Raw genomic sequence first — 23,213 nt, 5'->3', positions numbered from 1 at the left:
TTCTCTCTCGTCTCCGTCCTGTGTGGTGTCCCAGGTCCTTCGGTGGCCTCTTCAGGCCGGGAGGATGCCGCACTCGCGAGCGGACTTGATGAATGCCTCGGCTGCGAAGTCGATGTCCTGCGGCGTGTGCCGTGCGGTCACCGCGATCCGCAGCCGGGCCAGGTCGTTGGGGACCGCGGGGGTGACCACCGGGATGCCGATGACTCCGTTCTTGCGGCAGGTGGTGGCCAGGTCGTACGCCGCGTCGTCGGAGCCGGCGATCAGCGGGAGTACCGCTGTCTCGCTGTCCTGGGTGCGCAGCCCTTCGGCGTTGATGAGGGAACGCAGCCGTGCGGACTCGCGCTGGATGTGGGTGACGCGCTCGGGTTCGCGTTGCAGGATGCGCAGCGACTCCAGGGCTGCCGCGGTCTGGGCGGGCGCGAGGGCGGCGGAGAAGAGGAACGGCCGTGCCGCGTAGCGCAGATGGCCGATCAGCTCGGCGGGTCCGGCCACCCAGCCCCCCATGGACGGGATGGCCTTGGACAGCGTGCCAAGCTTGATGTCGACCTTCACCCGGTGGTCGAAGTGCTCCTCGATGCCGCGTCCGGTGGAGCCGATGACGCCGAGCGCGTGCGCCTCGTCGACCATGAGCAGCGCGTTGTGCTCGTCGCACACTTTGCGCAGTTCGGGCAGTGGTGCGATGTCGCCGTCCATCGAGTAGACGCTGTCGACGACGACGAGGCGGACTCCGTCCGGGGAGGCCGAGGCGAGGCGCCGGTCGAGGTGGTCGACGTCGTTGTGCCGGAAGCGGGTGACGGTGGCGCCGGACAGGCGGCAGCCGTCGACGATGGAGGCGTGGTCGTACTTGTCGATGAAGACGGTGTCGCCGGCTCCGACGATGCCGCCGACGGTGCCGACGTTGGCGGCGTAGCCGGAGCCGAAGACCATCGCGGTCTCACGGCCGGCGAACCGGGCGACCTCGGCCTCCAGTTCCTCGTGCAGCGGGATGGACCCGGCCAGTGCGCGCACTCCGTGGTTTCCGGTGCCGTACAGGTCGACGGCGGCCTTGGCGGCGGCGACCACGCGCTCGTCACCGGCCAGGCCCAGGTAGCTGTAGCCGGACATCATCAGCAGCCGGCGCCCGTCGAGGTCGGCGTAGGCGGTGTCCCGCTCGACCGTGTAGGCGACGAAGCTGTTGCGGCGGTCGGGCACCGGCTCCAGCGCCTGTACGCGCCTGAGTGTGGCGTGCAGTTTCGGCTCGAGGCGTTCCCAACCTCCGGGTGCGTTCACGTGAGTCTCCTCAGCCAGTTCGGCGCTCCTGTATTCCTGGGGGAATTTCTACTTCGCGCTCCGCAAGACGGACGCAACACGAGATTCGGCTCTCTTGTCGAAATCCGCCGGAACACCCTCGGGATTCGCTTGAAAGGCCCTTGAGTACGCCCGGAGAATCGCAGGACAACTGGCCTGCTGAACGTTGGAACTTGGGCTTCCAGTCATTCCGATTGGTATGTTCCCGGCCTCGATTGACAGGCGTCGAACGCCCCTGCGAAGGTCACGTCGACATCACGGGGAATGGCGAGAATCAGACGGCGCGACGCGGAAGCGGTCGCCGTATTCCCCGCTCGGTTCCTGATCCGCCGCTGGGGGAGTTTCGACGTGTTGATACGACTCGTAGGACTTGTCACCATCGAGCACGAGGGCGAACCGCCCAGGCATCTGTCGAGTGCGCAGGCCCAGGTCGCCTTCGCCCGGCTGGTCCTGGAGCGCTCGGCCGGCACCAGCCGCGACCAGCTCGCGGACACACTCTGGCCCCAGGGTCTGCCCGACACCTGGGCCTCCGCGCTGCGCAGCGTCGTCAGCCGGGTGCGTGCCTTCGTCACCAGCGAGGGCCAGAAGCCGGGTGAGACCCCGCTGATCGCCCAGAGCGGGCGCTATCTGCTGCACCTGCCCGGCGACGCGGTGACGGACCTGGAAGCCGCGGAGGCGGCGGTCTCGGAGGCCCGCCAGGCCTGCCGGGACCGCGCGCACGCGGTGGCCCAGCAGCTCGCCACCGGGGCGGTCGCCAATCTTCGTGGCTCGTTCCTGCCCGCACACGAGGGCGACTGGGTGAACACGACGCGCGAACGCATCGACGAACTGCGGCTGACCGCACTGGAGCTGGCCAGCGTTTCGGCCGCGGCCCTGGGCAACGGGCACCATGCCCTGCGGTACGCGGATGAGGCGGTGCGCCGGGCGCCGTTCAGGGAGAGCGCGCACCGGTGCCAGATGGCGGCGCACGCGGCCGCCGGCAACCGGGCGGACGCCCTGCGCGTCTACCAGCAGCTGCGTGAGCTGCTCTCGGACGAGCTCGGAATCGGGCCCTCCCCGCGCACCCAGTCCCTCTATCTCGACCTGCTGCGCGAGCCGGGCCCGCAGGGGCCGCTCGCTCCCGATCCGGCCGTGGAGGAAGCGGCCGCGGCGCTGGACCCGCTCCTGATGGCGGCCTTCGATGCGCTGTGGCCGCCGGCGGCATAAGAACAACGAGGTATCGGGAAAGCCTTCTGGTGAATGCATTCGCGCATTCACCAGAAGGCTTTCCCGATACCTCGGTCCTGTTGTGGCGTGTGCTCGTTTTTACTTGTTCCCGCGTTTCCGGGAGCAGGCACAGTCCGCAGCGGCCGCCGGAGAAGGGGGGCGCCGGCGGCCGCTGCGGACCGGGTCAGGTGATGGAGACCCCGCTGTCGATACTGATGACCTGGCCCGTCATGCAGTCCTGTTCCAGGAACAGGCCCATACTGCGGGCGACTTCCTCCACCGTAACGAAGCGGGGCACGGGCGCCTTTGCCTCCATCGAATCCTTCACCTGGTCCGGGAGGCTCTGCGTCATACCCGTGATCATGAATCCGGGCGAGAGCGCGTTGACCGTCACTCCGCGCCGCCCGCACTCGGCGGCCAGGGTGCGGGTGAAGCCGATCAGGCCGGCCTTGGACGCGGAGTACGCCGTCTGTCCTGCGGTGGCGATCAGGCCCGAGGGCGACACCACGTTGACGACCCTCCCCCACCGTGTGCGCAGCATGTGCGGGACGCACACCCGCGCCGTGTGGAACGATCCGATCAGATTGGTCTGGATCACCGCGGCCCAGTCCTCGGGCTTCTGCATCGCCATGACCTGGTCGCGGCGGATGGCGCCGTTGTTGACGAGGACGTCGACGGGGCCGAGCTTCTCGGTGACCTGCTCGTACAGGGCGGTCACCGCCTCGTACGAGCCGACGTCGCCGGTCACCAGGGCGGAGTCGTTGGTGAGCTTGTCCTGCACGGCGCGCGCCGCGTCCTGGGAACTGTTGTAGTGGACGGCGACCTTGCAGCCGAGCGCGTCCAGTTCGAGCGCCAGCGCCTGGCCGAGCCCGCCGGACGCTCCCGTCACCAGGGCGACGGGGTGCTCGGGCCGGACGCCCGCGCGTTTTCCGCTGTTGCTCATCGTGTCCCTCCGCGCCATTCGAGGAGCATCGACCCCCAGGTCATGCCGGCGCCGAAACCGGCCAGCAGGACCAGGTCGCCCTCCTTGATACGGCCCTCGTCCAGGACCTCGGTCAGTGCGATCGGGATCGACGCGGACGCCGTGTTCCCGTACTTGTGCAGATTGGCCACCAGTGCCTCGGGCCGCAGCCCGGTGTGGCTCAGGATCGAGTTGATGATGCGGATGTTGGCCTGGTGCGGGATGACGTGCTGCACGTCGGCCGCCTCGACCTTGGCCTTGCGCAGCGTCTCGCGCACCGTGCGGACCGTGTACCGCACGGCGTTGAGGTAGATCTCGTTGCCGTTGATCTGGGCATAGTGCAGGCCCTGGCGCACCGTCTCCTCGGTGGTGGGCATCCGGCTTCCGCCGGCCAGTACCTTGAGGCTGCCGGTGCAGGCGCCGTCCGCGCCGAGGTTCCAGGCGAGGACCTGGCTGTCTGCGGCCGGTTCCAGTACGACCGCGCCCGCGCCGTCCCCGACCAGGATCGACAGGTCCCGGTCGGCGGGGTTGGCGGTGAGGGTGTGGGTGTCCGAACCGATGAGCAGGATGGGCCGCGGGTCGATGGCGATCAGCGCCATCGCGGACACGAGCCCGTAGACGAAGCCCGCGCACTCGGAGTTGACGTCGTGTGCGCTGCCGGCGATGCCCAGTTCGTGGTGGACGAACGCGGATGTCGCGGGCGAGGGCTGCTCGGGCGTGGCGGTGGCGACGATCAGGTGAGCGATGTCGCCGCCGCTCAGGCCCGCTTTCGCGAGCGCGCGCCGGCCGGCCTCGACCGCCAGGGAGGCGGTCGTCTGGCCCGGCCCGACGGCGCGCCGTTCACTGATCCCGCACCGGCTGGTGATCCAGTGCTCGTCGACGCCGAACCGCTCGGCCAGTTCGGCGCTGGTGACCACGCGTTCGGGGACGGACATCCCCCACCCTGTGATATCGAAGCCGTTCATGCGCGGCCCGCTCAGGCCTGCGCCGGAACGAGCGCCAGGATGCGCTCGTAGACGGTACGCAGCGTCGTGGTGTCGTCGAGATCGGCGAAGAGAGACTCGTCGGCCGGGATGTCCGGGTACGTGTTCTGGAAGCCGTACAGCCACTCCATCAGGTCCAGCGAGTCCACGTCCGGAATGTGTTGCAGCGGGTGGTCCGGGTCGACCTTCTGTGCGCCGGACACGGCCTCGAGCTGGCTCGCCAGTTCTTCGATGGTGGGCAGAGACATGAGGTGGGTCCTTCCTCCGCAGGGGCTTGGTCTTTCGAGATGCATGGAACCCGTCCGCGCGCAATCGGTGCGCAACAGCGGCCGCCTGCCCTCGTCTTGCACATCTCTTGCGAGCCGGGAGGTTTTCTCGTCTCGCGCCGGGCCGGTCGTCGAGCTCCCGTCGCCGCCCGTAGGAGCTACGGGAGTCCGACGACCGGCCCGGCAGCAGGAAGCACGTCAAGAGTCATGAACCGGACGGGAGTTGAGGACGAAGATGACCACGGTCGCAAAGCAGTCGGTCCCCGAGGTCGAGGCGATCAGGCACCACTACGAGGTGAGCAACGACTTCTACCGCCTCCTGCTGGGCCCGACGATGATGTACTCCGGCGGCTACTGGGAGGAGGGCGAGGGGCTGACCGAGGCTCTCGACGAGGCCCAGGAGCGCAAGCTGGACAAGTTCGCCGAGCTGGCGGGTGCGGCGGGCGCCCGCCGCGTCCTGGACGTCGGCTGCGGCTGGGGCACCATGCTCAACCGCCTCACCACCGTGCACGGCGTCGAGCAGGCTGTCGGCCTGACGCTCAGCCGTACGCAGGAACAGTTCATCGCCGGCCTGGACAACCCGAGGATCACCACACGGGTGGAGAGCTGGGAGGACCACACCACCGACGACCCGTACGACGCGGCGTTCTGCATCAACGCCCTTGAGCACTTCGTCTCCTCGACGCTGGCGCCGCGCGAGCGGACCAAGAAGTACCGGGTCTTTTTCCAGCAGGTCGGCGCGGCTCTCAAGCCGGGTGCCCGCTTCGTGCTGCACACGATGACCGCCGAGGCGCTGCCGATGAACCGGCAGCTGCTCGACGACCTGAAGTTCCTGCAGCGCTCGGAGTTCGAGAACTGCCACATCCCGCACCTGCACGAGCTCACGCAGGCCGCCGAGGGGCTGTTCGACGTCGTCGAGATCGTCAACGAGCGCGAGTCGTTCGCGGTCGCCTGCCGCGCCTGGCTCCAGCTGCTCGCCGAGCGCCGCGACGAGGCTGTCGCCCTGGAGGGCGAGGAGGTCGTGGCCCGCTTCGAGCGCTACCTCGACATCTTCGCGTACACGCTCGAGGACAAGTTCTTCAACAACTTCCGCGTCACCATCGCGCGCCGCTAGGAGGCTGACGTGACAAGCATTCTCGAACCGGCCCGCAGCGACGGGAGCACCCGCCCGGCCGGCGCGGGCAGCGGCGGCGGGCCGCAGCGGCACCTGCGGGTGGCCGTCATCGGCAGCGGTTTCTCCGGCCTGGGCATGGCCATCCGGCTGCTGCAGAAGGGCATCGACGACTTTCTCGTCTTCGAGCGGGCCGACGAGGTGGGCGGCACCTGGCGGGACAACTCCTACCCGGGCGCGGCCTGTGACGTGATGTCGCACCTGTACTCGTTCTCGTTCGCGCAGAACCCGAACTGGAAGTCCACGTTCGGCAAGCGGGACGAGCTGTACTCGTATCTGCGCGACACCGCCGACCGGTTCGGGGTGCGCCCGCACATCCGCTTCGGCCACGAACTGCTCGCGGCCCGCTGGGACGGCACGGCCAGGCGCTGGCACATCGAGACCTCTCAGGGCGACTACACCGCCCAGGTCCTGGTCAGCGGCACCGGCTACCTCAGTGAGGCGGCGATCCCCGACATTCCCGGGCTTGCGGACTTCGAGGGCACGGTCTTCCACTCCTCGCGCTGGCGGCACGACCACGACCTGGCCGGCCGTAACGTCGCCGTGATCGGCACGGGTGCCTCCGCCATCCAGTTCGTCCCCAAGATCCAGCCCACGGTGGGACGGCTCGACCTCTACCAGCGCACCCCGGCGTGGATCGGCCCGAAGAACGACAAGCCGACGAGCCCGCTGCAGACGAAGCTGCTGCGGGGCGTCCCCGGCTACCAGAACTTCCGGCGCAACTTCAACATGTGGGGCAGGGAGATCCTCGCCTTCGTGATGAAGCGGCCCAAGGTCGCCGGGAAGATGCAGAAGATGGCCAGCGACCACCTCAAGAAGTCGGTCGCCGACGAGACGCTGCGCGCCAGGCTCACCCCCGACTACGTGATGGCGTGCAAACGCCTGCTGTTCTCCAACGCGTGGTATCCGGCGATCCAGCAGCCCAACGTGGACCTGGTCACCGATGCCATCGCGCGGGTGAAACCGCACGCGGTCGTCACGGCCGACGGCACCGAGCGCGAGATCGACACGATCGTCCTGGGCACCGGTTTCAAGGCCACGGACCGCCCCGTCGCCGGGCGCATCACGGGGAGCGACGGCCGGCTGCTGCGCGATGTGTGGCACGAGCAGGGCATGGCGGCGCACCGTGGCACCACCGTCGCGGGCTTCCCGAACCTGTTCCTGCTGCTCGGCCCCAACACGACGCTCGGGCACTCCTCGCAGGTCGTGATGATCGAGGCGCAGATCGGTTATGTCCTGGACGCGTTGAAGGTCATGGACAAAAAGGGCCTGGCCTCGGTGGAGGTTCGAAAGACGGTCCAGGACGACTGGAACAAACGGCTTCAGGCGCGCCTCGATGGCACCGTGTGGAACGCAGGCAACTGCAAGAGCTGGTACCTCGACGAGCACGGGCGCAATCCGTCGATCTGGCCGACGTACACCTGGCGTTTCAGGCGCCACACGAAGCGCTTCGATCCTTCCGAGTACCGGCTCGCCACCAGCGCGGGCGCCGGCCTGCCGGCCCTGAACCGCACGTAACGGACAGGAGACAGAGCGAATGAGAAGCAGCACCTCCATCACGCGGCGCAGCGTCCTCGGGGGCATAGCGGCCGCCGCTGTCATCGGCTGGAGCTCCACGCACCAGTCCTGGGCGCGGGAGTCGGACGACTTCGCCGACACGGCCGCGGCGCTGCCGGCGCTGGACGGCACGCTGGAGACGACGGCTGACGCGACCGCCCCGTTCAATCACGACTTCGGGCGCATGGTGCCCGGGGCGTGCTGGGGGGTGCTGCGCCCCGGTTCCGTGCAGGACATCGTCAAGATGGTCGACTACGCCCGGGCCAACAAGCTGAAGATCGCGATGAACGGCCGCGGCGGGCAGAGCGGTGACGAGGAGTCCCACTCCTGCTACGGGCAGGCCCAGGTGCCCAAGGGCGGGATCGCGATCGACGCGCGCGGCCTGGCGAAGATCGTCAGCATCGGCACGTCCAGTGCCGTGGTGGAGGCGGGAGTCACCTGGGCCCAGCTCACCGACGCGGCACTCGCCAAGGGCCTGACCCCGCCCGCGCTCACCGACTATCTGCACCTGTCGATAGGCGGCACCCTCAGCATGGGCGGCATCGGTGCCACCGTGCACCGGTTCGGGCTGCAGGTCGACACGGTCCAGTCCATCGACATCGTGACCGGCCAAGGTGACCTGCTCACCGCGTCGCCCTCCCAGCACGCGGATCTGTTCAACGCGGCACTGGGCGGCGGCGGTCAGGTGGGCATCATCGTGCGTGCCACGGTCGCCCTCGTCCCCGCGCCGCAGAAGACGACGGTCTTCACCCTCTACTACCGTGACGTGTCGACGTACCTCGCCGACGCCGAGAAGCTCATGGCCGAGAAGCGGTTCCAGGGCCAGGCGGGCGAGATCGCTCTCACCCCCGACGGCACCGGCTGGTGGTACCAGCTGGAGGCCACGGCCTACTGGGCGGGCACCACCGCACCTGACCGGGACAAGCTCCTCGCGGATCTGCGCGACGAGCGGGCCTCGGCGACCATTGAGGACCTCTCCTACCGCGACTGCGTGTTCAGCACCGACAACGACGAGGCGTGGCTCAAGGAGAACGGGTACTGGGACCAGCCCAAGCCGTGGCTGAGCCTGTTCCTGCCGGCGTCCAAGGCCAAGGCGTTCGCCGCGACGCTGACGGCGGAACTGACCGCGTCCGACCTGGGCGGGGGCTTCCTGCTCTTCTATCCGTACCCGACGTCGAAGCTGACCCGCCCGCTGACCGTGCAGCCGAAGGAGTCGACGGCGTACCTGTGCGACGTGCTGCGGTTCCCCGCGCCGGGCGCGGATGCCCAGGCGATGCTGGAGCAGAACCGGCGGCTGTACGACAAGGCGGTCGCCCTGGGCGCCAAGCGGTACCTGGTCGGCGCCATTCCGCGGATGACCCAGGCGGACTGGCAGACCCACTTCGGCTCCCGCTGGGACGGGCTCGTCGCCGCGAAGCGGCGCTACGACCCGGCGGGCGTCCTCACCCCCGGTCAGGGTTTCTTCGGCTGAACCGGCCCGCACCGGGCCGTGGTCGATGCCCCTTGACCGGCCATCCGACATCCGACAGGAGAATCGGCATGACAGGATACGACTTGATCGACGAGGCGGTCGTGGACGCTCCACCCCAGGCGGTGTGGGAGGCGTTGATCGCCGAGTTCCGCGGTGCCGCCCGATGGTGGGTGCCGGCCAATACTTTCGCCGTCGTCTCCGGTTCGCCGGACGAGGTGGGCGGCGAGGTCGCGGTCACGGTCCATACCAAGGGGGTCGACAAGGGCGGCCCGAAACTCCGGTTCACCTCGCGGACCCGCGCGGTCGAGCCCGGGCGGCTGCTGTCGGTCGACTACGTCGACGGGGTCTTCCGCGGCACCAGTGACTTCGTCGTCGAACCGCTCGACGGGGGGCGCACGAAGGTCGGCATGCACTTCGTGGGCCGCCCGCACGGCTGGCTGAAGCTGCTCGCGAGGGTGGCCGACATCGGCGCGGAGCATTCCGCGGGCACCAGCGAGGCATTCGTCCGCCTCGGCCGCGTCCTGGCTGAGGACTCCCCCGGGACCGGCCGGTCCACCGTCGCGGACCGTCATCTGGAGGGCAGCGCACGATGACGGCGGTGACTGCCGCGCCGGCGACCGAGACCCAGGTGCCCACGGACGACGGCGCGCTGCTCGCCGTGTCCGTGCTGGCGCCGCTCGCCCCGGCGACCGGCACGACAGTGCTGCTCGCGCACGGCTGGGGCGCCTCACGCCGGGTGTGGAGCACGGTGGCCGACCGGCTGATCCGGTGCGGCCACCGGGTGGTCGCGTACGACCAGCGGGGCCACGGCGCCTCCAGCCAGGGCCGCGAGCCGTTCGGGATTGCCCGGCTCGGATCCGACCTGGCCGCGGTGCTCGACCATGTGGCCTCGGCCGACACACTCGTCGTCGGCCACTCCGGTGGCGGCTTCGCGGCGTTGTCGTACGCCTCGTCGCACGCCTCGGGTGCCGGACCCACCGGACCGCTGGGCGGGTTGGTGCTGCTCGGCACGGCCGCACACGATCAGGACACGCCGGACGGTGAGGTCCGCATGATGGGCAGCGCCCTGTTCCAGCGGGCGGTCTCCCGGCCGGCGCTCGGCCGCAAGCTGCTGGGCCAGAACATGCTCGGCCCGGGCGCCGACCGACAGCTGCGCGAGGTGAACCGGCAGATGTTCGCGGCCACCTCTCCCGCGGTGCGTGCCGAGGCGTTCCGCTCCTCGCGCGGCATGGATCTGCGCGCGGCGCTGGTCTCGGTGACCGCGCCCACGGTGGTGCTGGCGGGCGCCCGCGACAAGGTGGTCCCGCCCCGCCTGGGCCGCGTCGTGGCCGAGGCCCTTCCGCGGGCCCGCTTCGAGGAGTTGCCCGATGCAGGGCACATGTTGCCGCTGGAGGCGCCTGGTGCGGTGGTGAGCGCGGTGCACGAGCTGACGCAGGGGCGCTCGTAGTCCACGGCGTCGCCGAAGGGGCATGAGGTGCGGTCCGCGACCTGACCGGGTGGCGGACCGCACCTCATGCCCCTTCGGTGTGTGTACGTACGGTGCCGGTGTGCAGAAGGGGGGCGCCTGCCCTCCGTGCGGGGGATGTCCGGAGGGCAGGCGCGGCTCAGGGGCGGCCCCGCAGGGCGAGGGCACGGCCCAGGCAGGCCAGTGCCGCCGTGCAGACCAGGGTGCGGGCGGTGTTGGCCGGCGTCCATGTGCCGCGGAACTTTTCGCGGAGCAGAGCGAGTTCACCGCCGGAGGCATCCGTCGCGAGGCGGGCGAGCTGCCGGTTGATGGGGATGTTGACCTTCATGGTGACGGCCACGGCCGCCGAGTACAGGGTGAGGGCCGCCCAGGCCCACCGGGCGGCCCGGGCCTGCCCGAGGCGGCGCAGACGGATGCCGGACGCCCCGGTGGCCAGGAAGGCGCCGAAGAAAACCATGCCGAACAGGCCGTTCTCCATGGCGTCGTTGATGTGTCCCATGGTCGAGGCGAAGGCGATGTCGTCGCCGCGTTCCAGGCCCGGCATGACACCGACGTCGAAAGCGAAGTACAGGCCCGCGCTCAGCCCCATGGCGATCGTGGCGGCGTACAGCGGCAGGTCCGCGCGGCCGTCGGACCGGGCCGCTTCCGGTGTGAACGGCCCGCTGGGCGCGGCGGGTTGAGCGGTCATCGCTTCTCCTTCGGTCTCGGTGGGGGCACGGGGCCGGTGTGGCGCACGACCGGGGCGAGCAGCCGTTCGTAGCGGCGGCGCAGTACGGTCCGGCCCAGCAGGCGCACCGGTGGCGGGATGGTCGCCGCGACGTGCGCGGCGGACGTGGGGTCGGCCGCGTCGAACATCCAGGGCTGCAGATGGCCCAGGACGCGGGGCGGTGCGGTGCGCAGGAGCCGTCGTTCCAGGGCGAGGTAGCGCTGTTCGCCGAGTTCCGTGAACGCCGGGAAGACGACGTGCTCCTCGGTGGCGAGGTGGTCGCGGAGGAGGCCGCCGAAGGCGTCCGCGGCGGGCACCAGGGCTGTGGCCGGGGCGCCGGGCGCCAGGGCCGCACCGACGGTGTCCATGGCCTTGTCCAGGCCGGCGTGGTCGCCGTCGAGTGCGGCCGCGGCGGCTGCGAACGATGGTACGGCGCGCCGCAGTTCGGGCCAGAGGATCTCGTCCTCGCTGTGGTGGTGCCAGTCGATCACGTCACGCAGACCGCGCCACCACGCGCCGATCCGTTCGGGACTCCCCAGGTTCGCCGAGCGTGCGGCGGCGGCCAGCCGGGCGGCGTCGCGGCGCATGGCGATGTGCATCAGGGCGAACCCGTGGAAGTGGCCGGGCAGCGTCACCAGACGCTCGCTCGACATCGGCTCGGCTGCGGTCATGGTGGCGACTCCTGACGGAGCGGGAAGGCGGGCGGGGAGGAGAGGGGCGGCTGGCCGGGGGCGGGCGCGGGTGCGGACCACCGCACCCGGCCGGCCCGCGGCTGCGGGTCCCGTCCGGCGGGTCAGACGTTCCAGACGCCGGTGGCGGCGGCGTCCTTGGCGAAGTCCGCGAAGTCCTTGGGCTTGTGGCCGGTGGCCTCCTCGACACCGTGCACGAGGTGGGCGTTGCGGCCGTCGAGGATCAGCCCGAACAGGTCGGCGAACTCGACGGGCAGTCCGTTCTGTTCAAGGGACGCGCGGTACTCGTCGACCCCGACGGGGATGTACGTGATGGTGCGGCCGGTCGCCTTGGAGAGCTCCTGGGCGATGTCGTTGAAGCTGAGCAGGCGGGGCCCGGACAGCTCGTACGTCCTGCCGATGTGCTTGTCATCGGTGAGCGCCGCGACGGCGACGTCCGCGATGTCGTCGGCGTCGACGAACGGCTCCACCGCGTCCCCGGTCGGCAGCACGATCTCACCGCCGATGACGAGGTCGTGGAAGAAGCTCTCGCTGAAGTTCTGGTTGAACCAGCTGGCGCGTACGACGGTCCAGTCCGCGCCGGACTCCTTCACCTTGTTCTCGCTGATCACGGCACCTTCCTCGCCGCGCCCCGACAGCAGCACCAGGCGGCGCGCCCCCTTGGCTACGGCGGTCTTGGCGAACTCGCCGACGGTCTCGGCGGCGCCCGGGAAGGCGAGGTCGGGGTAGTAGGTGATGTAGACGGCGCCGACACCGTCGAGGGCGGCGTCCCATGTGGCGGGGTCCTCCCAGACGAAGGGCGGCGAGCCGGCGCGGGATCCGATACGCACGGGGAGCCCCTTGGCGGAGAGCCGCTCGGCGACCCGCCGTCCGGTCTTGCCCGTGCCGCCGATTACCAGGGTCGTGTTGGTCATGGTCGTCCCGTCTGTCGTGGCGTGGTGGTGGGGGTGGTCTGGGTAATCCGTGTGCTGGTCATGGGAAGTCCGGTCCGGGGGCCTGGGGCCCGTGGCCGGCCGTCACCGGCAGCGTAGGCAGCTGCCCGCCGCCGCAGCCATGCCACCCGGCCCGCCCTCTAGCGGTCCTTGAGCACAGCGGCGGGATCCGGCCAGCGTTCGTGGAGCGGTCGGCAGCGGTGGTATCAGTAGCGGTAGTGGTCCGGCTTGTACGGGCCTTCGACCTCGACACCGATGTACGCGGCCTGCTCGGGACGGAGCGTCGTCAGCTTGACGCCCAGGGCATCCAGGTGGAGCCGGGCGACCTTCTCGTCCAGGTGCTTGGGCAGCACATACACATCGGTCGGGTACTCGGCGGGCTTGGTGAACAGCTCGATCTGGGCCAGCGTCTGGTCCGCGAACGAGTTCGACATCACGAACGACGGATGACCCGTCGCATTGCCCAGGTTCAGCAGACGCCCCTCCGACAGCACGATCAACACCTTGCCGTCGGCGAACGTCCACGTGTGGACCTGCGGCTTGACCTCGTCCCGCACAATGCCCGGAATCCTCGCCAGACCGGCCATGTCGATCTCGTTGTCGAAGTGACCGATGTTGCCCACGATGGCCTGGTGCTTCATCTTGGCCATGTCCGCGGCCATGATGATGTCCTTGTTGCCCGTCGTCGTCACGAAGATGTCCGCGATCGACACCACGTCGTCCAGGGTCGACACCTGGAAGCCGTCCATCGCCGCCTGCAGCGCACAGATCGGGTCGATCTCCGTGATGATCACCCGGGCGCCCTGCCCACGCAGCGACTCCGCGCAGCCCTTGCCCACGTCGCCGTAACCGCAGACGACGGCGACCTTGCCGCCGATCAGGACGTCAGTGGCGCGGTTGATGCCGTCGATCAGCGAGTGACGGCAGCCGTACTTGTTGTCGAACTTCGACTTCGTCACCGCGTCATTGACGTTGATCGCCGGGAACAGCAGAGTGCCGTCACGGTGCATCTCGTACAGACGGTGCACACCCGTCGTCGTCTCCTCCGTCACCCCACGGATCCCGGACGCGAGAGCCGCCCAGTCGAGGGTGCTGCGCTCCACCAGGGCACGCACCACGGCGAGTTCGTCGTTCGATGCCTCGGGAAGCGTCCCGGACTTCTGGTACTCGACGCCCTGGTGGACCAGGAGGGTGGCATCACCGCCGTCGTCCAGGATCATGTTCGGACCGGTGTGCCCGGGCCAGGTCAGCGCCTGCTCCGTGCACCACCAGTACTCCTCCAGGCTCTCGCCCTTCCACGCGAACACCGGGATCCCGGCTGCGGCGATCGCGGCCGCCGCATGGTCCTGGGTGGAGAAGATGTTGCACGACACCCAGCGCACCTCGGCGCCCAGCGCGACCAGGGTCTCGATCAGCACAGCCGTCTGCACCGTCATGTGCAGCGAACCGGTGATCCGCGCACCGGCCAGCGGCTGCGCCGCGGCGTACTCCTCGCGGATCGACATCAGACCGGGCATCTCGTGCTCGGCGAGCGTGATCTCCTTGCGCCCGAAGGCGGCCTGGGAAAGATCCGCGACCTTGAAATCAGTGAACTCAGCAGGCATGAAGGCTCCTTGAACTCAGTACGTTGCGGTGGATGTCCAGGGCCGCCGTGGACTTGTTCAGAGTGATGTAGTGCAGGCCGGGGGCGCCCTCACCGAGGAGCCGGTCCGCCATGGCGGTGGCGTACTCGACCCCGATGCGGTAGGCGTCGTCGGGCCGCTCGCGTGCTGCTTCGAGTCGATGGGCCAGGGCTTCGGGGAAGGCCGCGTCGGAGAGCTCGGCGAAGCGGCGGATCTGACGGACGTCGGTGGCGGGCATGATCTCCGGGATGACCGGCACGTTGCAGCCCGCTGCGGCCACCCTGTCGCGCAGCCGCAGATAGTCCTCGACGTCGAAGAACATCTGGGTGATCGCGTAGTCCGCGCCCGCACGGCACTTGGCCACGAAGTGCCGGATGTCGCTGTCCCAGTCGGGCGAGCGCGGGTGCTTCTCCGGGAAGGCAGCCACTCCGACGGTGAAATCCCCCAGGGAACGCACGAGTTCGACCAGTTGGCAGGCGTACGTGAAGCCGTCCGGATGCGGCCGCCACGGCCCTTTGGGGGCGCTGGGCGGATCGCCGCGCAGTACCAGGACGTCCCGTACTCCGGCGTCCGCGTACTGGCCGATGATGTGCCGCAGTTCGGCCACCGAGTGCCCGACGGCGGTCAGGTGCGCGACCGGCCGCAGCGTCGTCTGGGACACCAGGCGTTTGGTGACTTCGATGGTGCGGTCGCGTGAGGAGCCGCCCGCCCCGTAGGTCACGGACACGAAGTCGGGGGCGAGCGGTTCGATACGGCGGACGGCACTCCACAGGGTCTGCTCGCCCTTGGCGTTCTTGGGCGGGAAGAACTCGAAGGAGAACGTCGGTGCCGCGGTGCACGTCATCGGCCGCCACCTGCCCGGCCCGCGTTGAAATAGCTCGCCTCGGGGTGGTGGACGACGAGCGCGTCGGTGGACTGCTCGGGGTGGAGCTGGAACTCCTCCGAGAGGTGGACCCCGATCCGCTCCGGCTGGAGCAGTTCGGCGATCTTGGCGCGGTCTTCCAGATCCGGGCACGCCGGGTACCCGAGCGAGTAGCGACAGCCCTGGTAGCCGGTGCGCAGCATGCCGTCGAGGGTGGCCGGGTCGTCGACCGCGATCCGCAGCTGGGCGCGGACGCGGGCGTGCCAGTACTCGGCGAGGGCTTCGGCCAACTGGACGGACAGGCCGTGCAGTTCGAGGTAGTCGCGGTAGGAGTTGGCCGCGAACAGCTCGGCGGTCGTCTCGCCGATCTTCGAGCCGACGGTGACGATCTGCAGTCCGATGACGTCCCTCTCGCCGGACTCCTCGGGGCGGAAGAAGTCGGCGAGGCACAGGTGCCGGCCATGCGACTGGCGCGGGAAGGTGAACCGGGTCCGTTCACGGCCGTCCTCGTCCAGGATGATCAGGTCGTCGCCCTTGGAGACGCAGGGGAAGTAGCCGTGGACGACGGCCGCTTCGATGAGGTTTGCGGTCCGGAGCCGGTCCATCCACATCCGCAGCCGCGGTCGGCCCTCATTCTCGGCTGTGTCGCCCTTGAGGCCCCACTGGCCCTTGAAGAGGGCGCCTTCGTCCAGCCAGGACGCGTACTCCTTGAGCTGGATGCCCTTGACGACACGGGTGCCCCAGAACGGCGGCTCCGGCACCGGATTGTCCGTGGCCACATCCGAACGTACGGAGCCCTCCGGCTCGTCCACCTCAAGCACGGCCGCCGTCTCCCGCTTCGGCACCCGGCGCTGCTTCAGCTCGGGCAGCACCGCTCCGGGCACCCCACGCTTGACACCGATCAGGGCGTCCATCAGGCGCAGGCCCTCGAACGCGTCGCGGGCGTAGCGGACTTCGCCCTCGTAGATCTCGTGGAGGTCCTGCTCCACGTAGGCGCGGGTCAGGGCGGCGCCGCCGAGGATGACGGGGAAGTCGGCCGCCATCTCGCGCTGGTTGAGCTCCTGCAGGTTCTCCTTCATGATCACTGTCGACTTGACCAGGAGGCCGGACATGCCGATGACGTCGGCCTTGTGCTCCTCGGCGGCTTCCAGGATCGCGGAGACGGGCTGCTTAATGCCCAGGTTCACGACGTTGTAGCCGTTGTTCGTCAGAATGATGTCGACGAGGTTCTTGCCGATGTCATGGACGTCACCGCGCACCGTGGCGAGCACGATGGTGCCCTTGCCGTCGTCGTCCGTCTTCTCCATATGCGGCTCCAGGTACGCCACCGCACTCTTCATCACCTCGGCCGACTGCAGCACGAACGGCAACTGCATCTGCCCCGAACCGAACAGCTCGCCGACGACCTTCATCCCCTCCAGGAGGGTGTCGTTGACGATGTCCAGGGCCGGACGGGACTCCAGGGCCTCAGCGAGGTCAGCCTCCAGGCCGTTCTTCTCGCCGTCGATGATCCGCCGCTGCAACCGCTCGTCCAGCGGCAGGGCCATGAGCTCCTCGGCCCGGCCGGCCTTCATGGACTTCATGTTGACGCCCTCGAACAGCTCCATCAGCTTCTGCAAGGGGTCGTAACCCTCGGCCCGGCGGTCGTAGATCAGGTCGAGGGCAACCTTGACCTGCTCCTCCTCCAGCCGCGCGATCGGCAGGATCTTCGACGCGTGCACAATCGCCGAATCCAGCCCCGCCTTCACACACTCGTCCAGGAACACCGAGTTCAACACCACGCGGGCGGCCGGATTCAGACCGAAGGAGATGTTGGACAGACCCAGCGTGGTCTGAACGTCGGGGTGGCGGCGCTTCAGCTCACGGATCGCCTCGATCGTGGCAACACCGTCACCCCTCGACTCCTCCTGACCGGTGCAGATGGTGAACGTCAGGCAGTCGATCAGGATGTCCGACTCATGGACCCCCCAATTACCCGTGAGATCCGCAATCAGCCGCTCGGCGACGGCAACCTTGTGCTCGACGGTCCGTGCCTGGCCCTCCTCGTCGATGGTCAGCGCGATCAGCGCCGCACCATGCTCGACAGCCAGCTCCGTGACCCTCGCGAAACGCGACTCCGGCCCGTCACCGTCCTCGTAGTTCACCGAGTTCAGCACAGCCCGCCCGCCGAGCTTCTCCAACCCGGCCCGCAGCACCGGCAGTTCAGTGGAGTCCAGAACGATCGGCAGGGTGGATGCGGTCGCGAAGCGGCCGGCCAGTTCCGCCATGTCGGCCACCCCGTCACGGCCCACGTAGTCGACACACAAGTCCAGCATGTGCGCGCCCTCGCGGATCTGGTCGCGGGCCATCTCCACACAGTCGTCCCAACGGGCCTCCAGCATCGCCTCACGGAACTTCTTCGACCCGTTGGCATTCGTCCGCTCACCGATCGCCATGTACGCCGTGTCCTGCCGGAACGGCACACTCTGATACAGCGACGCGGCACCCGGCTCGGGGCGCGGCTCACGGACAGCCGGGGTGAGCGCACGGGCCCGCTCGACCACCTGGCGCAGATGCTCGGGCGTCGTGCCGCAGCACCCGCCGATCAGCGACAGCCCGTAGTCGGTCACAAAGGTCTCCTGCGCGTCCGCCAGCCCCTCGGGATCCAGCGGGAAGTGCGCACCGTCCTTGGTCAGAACCGGCAGTCCCGCGTTCGGCATGCACATCAGCGGCGTACGCGAATGGCGTGCCAGATACCGCAGGTGCTCGCTCATCTCCGCCGGGCCCGTCGAGCAGTTCAGCCCGATCAGGTCGATCCCCAGCGGCTCCAGCGCGGTCAGCGCGGCACCGATCTCGGAGCCGAGCAGCATGACACCGGTCGTCTCGAAAGCCAGCGAGCAGATCAGCGGCACACTCACCCCCAGGGCATCCAGCGCCCGGCGCGCACCGATGAGACTCGACTTGGTCTGCAGCAGGTCCTGCGTGGTCTCCACGATCAGGGCGTCGGCGCCACCGGCCAGCAGGCCCTCGGCGTTCTGCTGATAGCCGTCCCGCAGGACGTCGTACGTGGTGTGACCGAGCGAGGGCAGCTTGGTACCGGGGCCGATCGAACCCAGGACCCAGCGCTGACGGCCGTCCCTGGCACCGAACTCGTCGGCGACCTCCCGGGCGATCCGGGCACCCGCCTCGGACAGCTCGACGATCCGGTCGGAGATCTCGTACTCGTTCGCCGCCGAATGATTCGCACCGAAGGTGTTCGTCTCCACACAGTCCACACCGACAGCGAAGTACTCCTCATGGACGGAACGCACGATGTCCGGCCTGGTCACATTGAGGATCTCGTTGCAGCCCTCCAGCTGCTGGAAATCCTCAAGAGTGGGATCCTGCGCCTGCAGCATCGTGCCCATCGCACCATCGGCCACCACCACACGGGTGGCGAGTGCCTCACGGAGCAGGGTGACGCGCCCGGCCGTCACGACGCCGCTTCCAGGACCGGGGCCAGCTCGGCGGCCGCTGCGGCCCCGTACTGGCGCTCCAGCACCGCTGTGAGCCGCTGCGGGGCGGGCACGTAGGACTGGGATCCCACCTGGGACAAGGCCAACGATGCGAGGCAGCAGCCGAGCTGGGCCGCCCGGCCGGCCGGGATGCCCTGGCTGACGGCCGCGAGGAAGCCTGCGCGGAACGCGTCGCCCACACCCGTGGGGTCGGCGATCGCGACGCCGGCGACGGCGGGCACGGTGTGTGCGGGGGCGTCCGCGCTCTCGATGCGGGCTCCCCTGCCGCCGAGCGTGGTGATCCACGTCCCGACGCGCCGCAGCACGTCGTCGTGCGTCCAGGAGGCGCGCTCCAGGAGCAGGGCGGCCTCGTACTCGTTGGTGAACAGCCAGCGTGCTCCGTCGACCAGTTCACGCACCTGGGCGCCGGTGAGCCGGGCGAGCTGCTGTGAGGGGTCGGCGGCGAAGGGGGCGCCGAGTGTGCGGCACGCCTTGGTGTGCCGGAGCATGGCTGCGGGGTCGTCGGGTGAGACGAGGACGAGGTCGACTCCGCCGGCCGCTGCCGCCACCGCCGTCAGGTCGATGTCCCTGGCCTGCGCCATGGCGCCCGTGTAGAACGCGGCGATCTGGTTGCTGTCCTGGTCCGTGATGCACGAGAACCGGGCGGTCTGCCGGTCGGCGCTCACCCGCACCGCGCCGGTGTCGACGCCGTGTTCCTTGAGCCACACCTCGTACGCGCCGAAGTCGCTGCCCACGGCGCCGACCAGGAGCGGTGCGAGGCCGAGCGAGCCGAGCCCGAAGGCGATGTTCGCCGCCACTCCCCCGCGCCGCACCTCCAGGTCGTCGACGAGGAACGAGAGGGACACGTGGTCGAGCCGGCCGGCCAGCAGCTGGTCGGCGAACCGGCCGGGGAAGACCATGAGGTGGTCCGTGGCGATCGATCCTGTCACCGCGATACGCATGGGGAGTCCTTGTCCCTTCCGGCGGGGTCGCCGCTGCCCGGTCACAGGCCCGCGGCGGCCTTGAGCCGCTCGGCGCGGTCGGTGCGCTCCCAGGTGAAGTCGGGCAGCTCCCGCCCGAAGTGCCCGTAGGCAGCGGTCTGCCGGTAGATCGGGCGCAGCAGGTCGAGGTCGCGGATGATCGCCGCCGGACGGAGGTCGAACACGTCCCGGATGGCGCTCTCGATGCGCTCCTGCGCCACCGTGCCGGTGCCGAATGTCTCCACGAAGAGGCCCACCGGCTCCGCTTTGCCGATCGCGTACGCGACCTGCACTTCGCAGCGCTCCGCGAGCCCCGCCGCCACTACGTTCTTGGCCACCCAGCGCATCGCGTACGCGGCGGACCGGTCGACCTTCGACGGGTCCTTGCCGGAGAACGCTCCGCCGCCGTGCCGGGCCATGCCTCCATAGGTGTCGATGATGATTTTGCGGCCGGTCAGTCCGGCGTCGCCCATCGGGCCGCCGATCTCGAAGCGGCCGGTCGGGTTCACCAGCAGCCGGTAGCCGTCCGTGTCCAGTTTGATCCCGGCGTCCGCGAGTTCGTCGAGGACGTGCTCCACCACGTGTTCGCGGATGTCCGGTGTCAGCAGGCCCAACAGGTCGATGTCCGGGGCGTGCTGGGACGAGACGACCACTGTGTCCAGGCGCACCGGCCTGCTGCCCAGGTACTCGATCGTCACCTGTGTCTTGCCGTCGGGCCGCAGGTAGGGGACGGTGCCGCCGGTGCGTACCTCGGTCAGGCGGCGCGACAGCCGGTGGGCCAGGTCGATCGGCAGCGGCATGAGGCTCGGTGTCTCGTTGCACGCGTAGCCGAACATCAGGCCCTGGTCGCCCGCGCCCTGTTGGTCGAGCTCGTCGGATCCGGAGGCGTCGATCCGCTTCTCGTACGCCGTGTCGACGCCGCGGGCGATGTCCGGGGACTGCGCGCCGATGGACACCGACACTCCGCACGACTGCCCGTCGAAGCCCTTGGCCGACGAGTCGTAGCCGATGTCCAGGATCGTCTCCCGGACGATTCCCGGGACATCGGCGTACGCGGATGTGGTCACCTCGCCGGCGATGTGTACCTGCCCGGTCGTGATGAGGGTCTCGACCGCCACCCTCGATGCGGGGTCCTGGGTGAGCAGTGCGTCCAGGATCGCGTCGCTGATCCGATCGGCGATCTTGTCGGGGTGTCCCTCGGTCACGGACTCCGAGGTGAACAGACGTGTCGTCATGACTCTCCTGAGGTGTGAGGTGGGGCGGTTGTGCGGCGGCCTGTGCGGTCATCGGGTGCGGCGGGCCACCGCTTCGAGGATCCGGGCGAATTCCGCGGCCGGGGACGCGGTTGCGGTGAGGACCATTCCGGGCGGCCTGCCTCCGGCTGCCACGAGGTCTCGTGCGATGTCGTACGCCGTCTGTCCTGCGCCGCAGAACGCGCCGAGCACGAGGGGTCCTTGGAGGCCGGTGAGCGGGCCCGCTGCCGGTTGTCCGGCCGGCGGCGGGTGCAGCAGGAGGACGGCTTCGGGGCCTTCGTAGGCGTAGGCGACCCGGGTGAGGGAGGAGAGCGGTGTGCCCGGCCCCCGGACGAGACAGACGGTGCCCGCGCCGGGCCGTGCGGCGGGGCGCAGCTGGGCCGGCCGGCTGCGGCGGCGCGGTCGGGACCGGGTGCGGGGCGCGGTGGGCGGGGTGCGGCCGGGGGTGGGAGGCAGCGCGAGCAGGTCACCGACGGTCGTGGACGGGGTTGCCGTGTGCGGGAGTTCACGCAGCGCTCCGACGGCGTAGGTGAGCAGGTCCTTTGCGTCGGCGAGGGGTGTGTCGACGCAGGAGGCGGTGAGAACGATGCCTCCCTTCTCGTCGCGGTGGGCGACGAGCGTGAGGGGGAAGGCCGTGCGGGCGCCGAGCGTCTCGGGGGTGGTGACCTGGATGTCCATCGCCGCCAGGCCCATGGTGAGGTCCTCGGGCGGGTGCGGTCGGTGCTCGAAGACGACGAGGCTGCCGGTGCGGGCGGGGTTCGGGGATTCCGCGGTCGCCGGCTGGGTCCAGGACCGGATGCGGCCCTGGGACACCCATTCGTAGCCGGCCAGGTCCAGTGCCTGGTCGCGCAGACCGGACAGGAGAGCGGTGACGGGTGCGGTGGGGTCGATGCTCGCGGTCACCGGGAGCGGGTTGCGCAGTGCCGACGGCAGCCGTTCGATGCCGTCGAGGAGAACGCCGCGGCCGGACACGGTGGCACTGAAGCGGATCTCTGAGGGGCCCGCCAGGGCGCCGGCCCGGTACAGGGCCAGCGCCCACACGGCGTGCAGTGCGCTGCTTTCCGGGCAGCCGTGGCCGGCCGCCCAGGCACGGAGCCGTTCGCTCTGGCCGGGAGTGAGCCGGGCCCGGATCTGGCCGGTGCCGTCGTGCGGGCCGTCGCCGGTCGTGAGTTCCGTGGCGGGTCCCGGGGGTGCCGCCTGCCAGAACTGCTGTGCCGGAGCGGGGTCCTGGGCGGCGAGCCAGCGTGCGTAGTCGCCGAGGTCGGGGCGGCGTTCGCCGCCGGGCAGCGTGCCGTCGGCCAGGTAGGCACGGTAGAACTGGTGCAGCAGGAGGCGCACGCTCCAGTCGTCGAGCAGGGCGGGGTGGAAGCTGAGCAGCACGCCGGCCGGTGGCGCGGTGTCCTGGGCGCGGGCGGGGTCGGTGCCGCCGCCCAGGACGGTGACGCGCAGCGGTCCCTCTCTGCGTGGGTCGAGGCCGCGGCGGCGGTCGGCTTCGACCAGTGCGTGCCACTGCACGCTGCCGTGCGGGAACCGGAGCACCTCGGGCCCGGTGTGGCGGTGGCACACGATCCACGGCTCGGGGCCGTCCTCGAAGGCGGACCGCAGCACTTTCTCGTGCTCGGCGACCGACTGCCAGGCGGTGGCGAGGCGGCCCGGGTCGAGCGGGCCGCGCCAGGTGAGCGCGAGCTGCTCGCACCAGCCCTCGATGCCGGGATGTGCGTCGGCATCGGCGAGCAACTCACGTTGCAGCGGGGTCGGTTCGATGCGTGCTGCCGGGCCGGGGCCGGCGGGTCCGACGGTCAGGAGGTCCGCGAGCAGCCCGGTGGGGAACGGGGCGGGGCCCGTCGTGCCGGTGCGCTCGTGCGGGCCGGTGGCCGTCAGGTGCAGGGTGTGGTGTCCGGGCCCGGTGCGGTGCAGCCTCGGGTGCCAGCTCCGGCCGGGCCGGGCGGTCAGGCGGTCCAGGCGGTCGAGGGCGGCGTCGATCCGGTGCGGGTCGACGGGGCCGCGCAGTTCCAGGACGGGTGGTGTGTCCGCGCCCTGACGGGCGAGGTCCACGACGACGGTCATCGGCCCGACCGGGGTGGCCTGTGCGGGTGTGGCGTGCGAGGAGTGGCCGGTGGTCATGGTCGTAGGGGGCGCCGCAGGCGCACGGTCCGCGGCTTTGGTGGCCGTGGTGTGCGTGCGGGTGGAGAACCCCCTCCCTCCCCTCTCTCGACGAGTGCGGGACGAGTGTGCGGGGCCTGCCCACGCGGCCCTGATACGGCACTGACACGGTGGTGGTCCGGCGGTCGTACGGCACGGGTGGGGCGGCGGGCCCGGAGGGAGGTGA

General features: G+C 70.0%; 19 protein-coding genes. 6 read left to right on the top strand and 13 right to left on the bottom strand.

The annotated features are described in order from the left end of the window. Positions 1-51 precede the first annotated feature (51 nt). A complete protein-coding gene (locus OG510_RS36575; protein WP_406134632.1) occupies positions 52-1,269 on the bottom strand; it encodes an aminotransferase class I/II-fold pyridoxal phosphate-dependent enzyme in 1,218 nt (405 codons plus the stop codon). 282 nt (positions 1,270-1,551) lie between these two features. Here OG510_RS36575 and OG510_RS36570 point away from each other — a divergent pair, with 282 nt between their 5' ends. Next, positions 1,552-2,493, top strand: coding sequence for a BTAD domain-containing putative transcriptional regulator (locus tag OG510_RS36570; protein ID WP_406134633.1), 942 nt, complete (start codon positions 1,552-1,554; stop codon positions 2,491-2,493). Between the two features lie 184 nt (positions 2,494-2,677). Here the strand turns inward: OG510_RS36570 and OG510_RS36565 are convergent, their stop codons facing one another. Genes OG510_RS36565 through OG510_RS36555 form a run of 3 tightly spaced genes read right to left on the bottom strand, consistent with a single transcriptional unit; the run spans position 2,678 to position 4,685 of the window. Continuing rightward, positions 2,678-3,436, bottom strand: coding sequence for an SDR family oxidoreductase (locus OG510_RS36565; protein ID WP_406134634.1), 759 nt, complete (start codon positions 3,434-3,436; stop codon positions 2,678-2,680). Continuing rightward, positions 3,433-4,419, bottom strand: a complete 987-nt coding sequence (locus OG510_RS36560; protein WP_406134635.1) for a 3-oxoacyl-ACP synthase III family protein — start codon at positions 4,417-4,419, stop codon at positions 3,433-3,435. Before OG510_RS36560 ends, OG510_RS36565 begins: the two co-directional genes overlap by 4 nt. Positions 4,420-4,430: 11 nt before the next feature. Further along, positions 4,431-4,685: a hypothetical protein gene (locus OG510_RS36555; protein WP_164264403.1), complete on the bottom strand. Its 255-nt coding sequence runs from the start codon at positions 4,683-4,685 to the stop codon at positions 4,431-4,433. Positions 4,686-4,938: 253 nt separating this feature from the next. Here OG510_RS36555 and OG510_RS36550 point away from each other — a divergent pair, with 253 nt between their 5' ends. From OG510_RS36550 to OG510_RS36530, 5 genes are all read left to right on the top strand, one after another. Continuing rightward, positions 4,939-5,817 carry a class I SAM-dependent methyltransferase gene (locus tag OG510_RS36550; protein WP_406134636.1) on the top strand — a complete coding sequence of 293 codons (879 nt, stop codon included), beginning with the start codon at positions 4,939-4,941 and terminating at the stop codon, positions 5,815-5,817. Positions 5,818-5,826: 9 nt separating this feature from the next. Beyond that, positions 5,827-7,392 (top strand): flavin-containing monooxygenase, encoded by a 1,566-nt coding sequence (locus OG510_RS36545; RefSeq protein ID WP_406134637.1) that lies wholly within the window; start codon positions 5,827-5,829, stop codon positions 7,390-7,392. Positions 7,393-7,411: 19 nt separating this feature from the next. Beyond that, positions 7,412-8,902 (top strand): FAD-binding protein, encoded by a 1,491-nt coding sequence (locus OG510_RS36540; protein WP_406134638.1) that lies wholly within the window; start codon positions 7,412-7,414, stop codon positions 8,900-8,902. Between the two features lie 68 nt (positions 8,903-8,970). Continuing rightward, positions 8,971-9,495: an SRPBCC family protein gene (locus tag OG510_RS36535; protein WP_406134639.1), complete on the top strand. Its 525-nt coding sequence runs from the start codon at positions 8,971-8,973 to the stop codon at positions 9,493-9,495. Further along, positions 9,492-10,349 (top strand): alpha/beta fold hydrolase, encoded by an 858-nt coding sequence (locus OG510_RS36530; RefSeq protein WP_406134640.1) that lies wholly within the window; start codon positions 9,492-9,494, stop codon positions 10,347-10,349. Before OG510_RS36535 ends, OG510_RS36530 begins: the two co-directional genes overlap by 4 nt. Positions 10,350-10,506: 157 nt before the next feature. On the opposite strand, the gene OG510_RS36525 is transcribed toward OG510_RS36530, so the two are convergent. From OG510_RS36525 to OG510_RS36485, 9 genes are all read right to left on the bottom strand, one after another. Continuing rightward, on the bottom strand, positions 10,507-11,055 hold the full coding sequence (locus OG510_RS36525; RefSeq protein WP_406134641.1) for a DUF1772 domain-containing protein: 549 nt from the start codon (positions 11,053-11,055) through the stop codon (positions 10,507-10,509). Next, positions 11,052-11,744 carry a hemerythrin domain-containing protein gene (locus OG510_RS36520; protein ID WP_406134642.1) on the bottom strand — a complete coding sequence of 231 codons (693 nt, stop codon included), beginning with the start codon at positions 11,742-11,744 and terminating at the stop codon, positions 11,052-11,054. Before OG510_RS36520 ends, OG510_RS36525 begins: the two co-directional genes overlap by 4 nt. A 122-nt stretch (positions 11,745-11,866) precedes the next feature. Next, positions 11,867-12,676 carry an NmrA family NAD(P)-binding protein gene (locus OG510_RS36515; RefSeq protein ID WP_406134643.1) on the bottom strand — a complete coding sequence of 270 codons (810 nt, stop codon included), beginning with the start codon at positions 12,674-12,676 and terminating at the stop codon, positions 11,867-11,869. A gap of 224 nt (positions 12,677-12,900) precedes the next feature. Further along, complete coding sequence (ahcY, locus tag OG510_RS36510; RefSeq protein WP_406134644.1) at positions 12,901-14,298, bottom strand: adenosylhomocysteinase; 1,398 nt, start codon at positions 14,296-14,298, stop codon at positions 12,901-12,903. Further along, a complete protein-coding gene (metF, locus tag OG510_RS36505) occupies positions 14,288-15,160 on the bottom strand; it encodes a methylenetetrahydrofolate reductase [NAD(P)H] (RefSeq protein ID WP_406134645.1) in 873 nt (290 codons plus the stop codon). The genes ahcY and metF overlap by 11 nt, the downstream gene beginning before the upstream one ends. Next, entirely contained in the window at positions 15,157-18,633 is a 3,477-nt protein-coding gene (gene metH / locus OG510_RS36500; protein ID WP_406134646.1) for a methionine synthase, read from the bottom strand. Before metH ends, metF begins: the two co-directional genes overlap by 4 nt. Continuing rightward, the gene (locus tag OG510_RS36495; protein ID WP_406134648.1) at positions 18,630-19,613 is read right to left on the bottom strand and encodes a carbohydrate kinase family protein; all 984 of its coding nucleotides are present in this window, start codon (positions 19,611-19,613) and stop codon (positions 18,630-18,632) included. The genes metH and OG510_RS36495 overlap by 4 nt, the downstream gene beginning before the upstream one ends. Positions 19,614-19,654: 41 nt before the next feature. Beyond that, positions 19,655-20,866, bottom strand: a complete 1,212-nt coding sequence (metK, locus tag OG510_RS36490; RefSeq protein ID WP_406134649.1) for a methionine adenosyltransferase — start codon at positions 20,864-20,866, stop codon at positions 19,655-19,657. 48 nt (positions 20,867-20,914) lie between these two features. After that, positions 20,915-23,008 carry a condensation domain-containing protein gene (locus OG510_RS36485; RefSeq protein ID WP_406134650.1) on the bottom strand — a complete coding sequence of 698 codons (2,094 nt, stop codon included), beginning with the start codon at positions 23,006-23,008 and terminating at the stop codon, positions 20,915-20,917. Positions 23,009-23,213 lie beyond the last annotated feature (205 nt).

Origin of the sequence: Streptomyces sp. NBC_01089, assembly GCF_045162975.1 — a bacterium.
Classification (GTDB): Bacteria; Actinomycetota; Actinomycetes; order Streptomycetales; family Streptomycetaceae; genus Streptomyces.
This window is presented reverse-complemented; position numbering and strand designations above follow the sequence as displayed.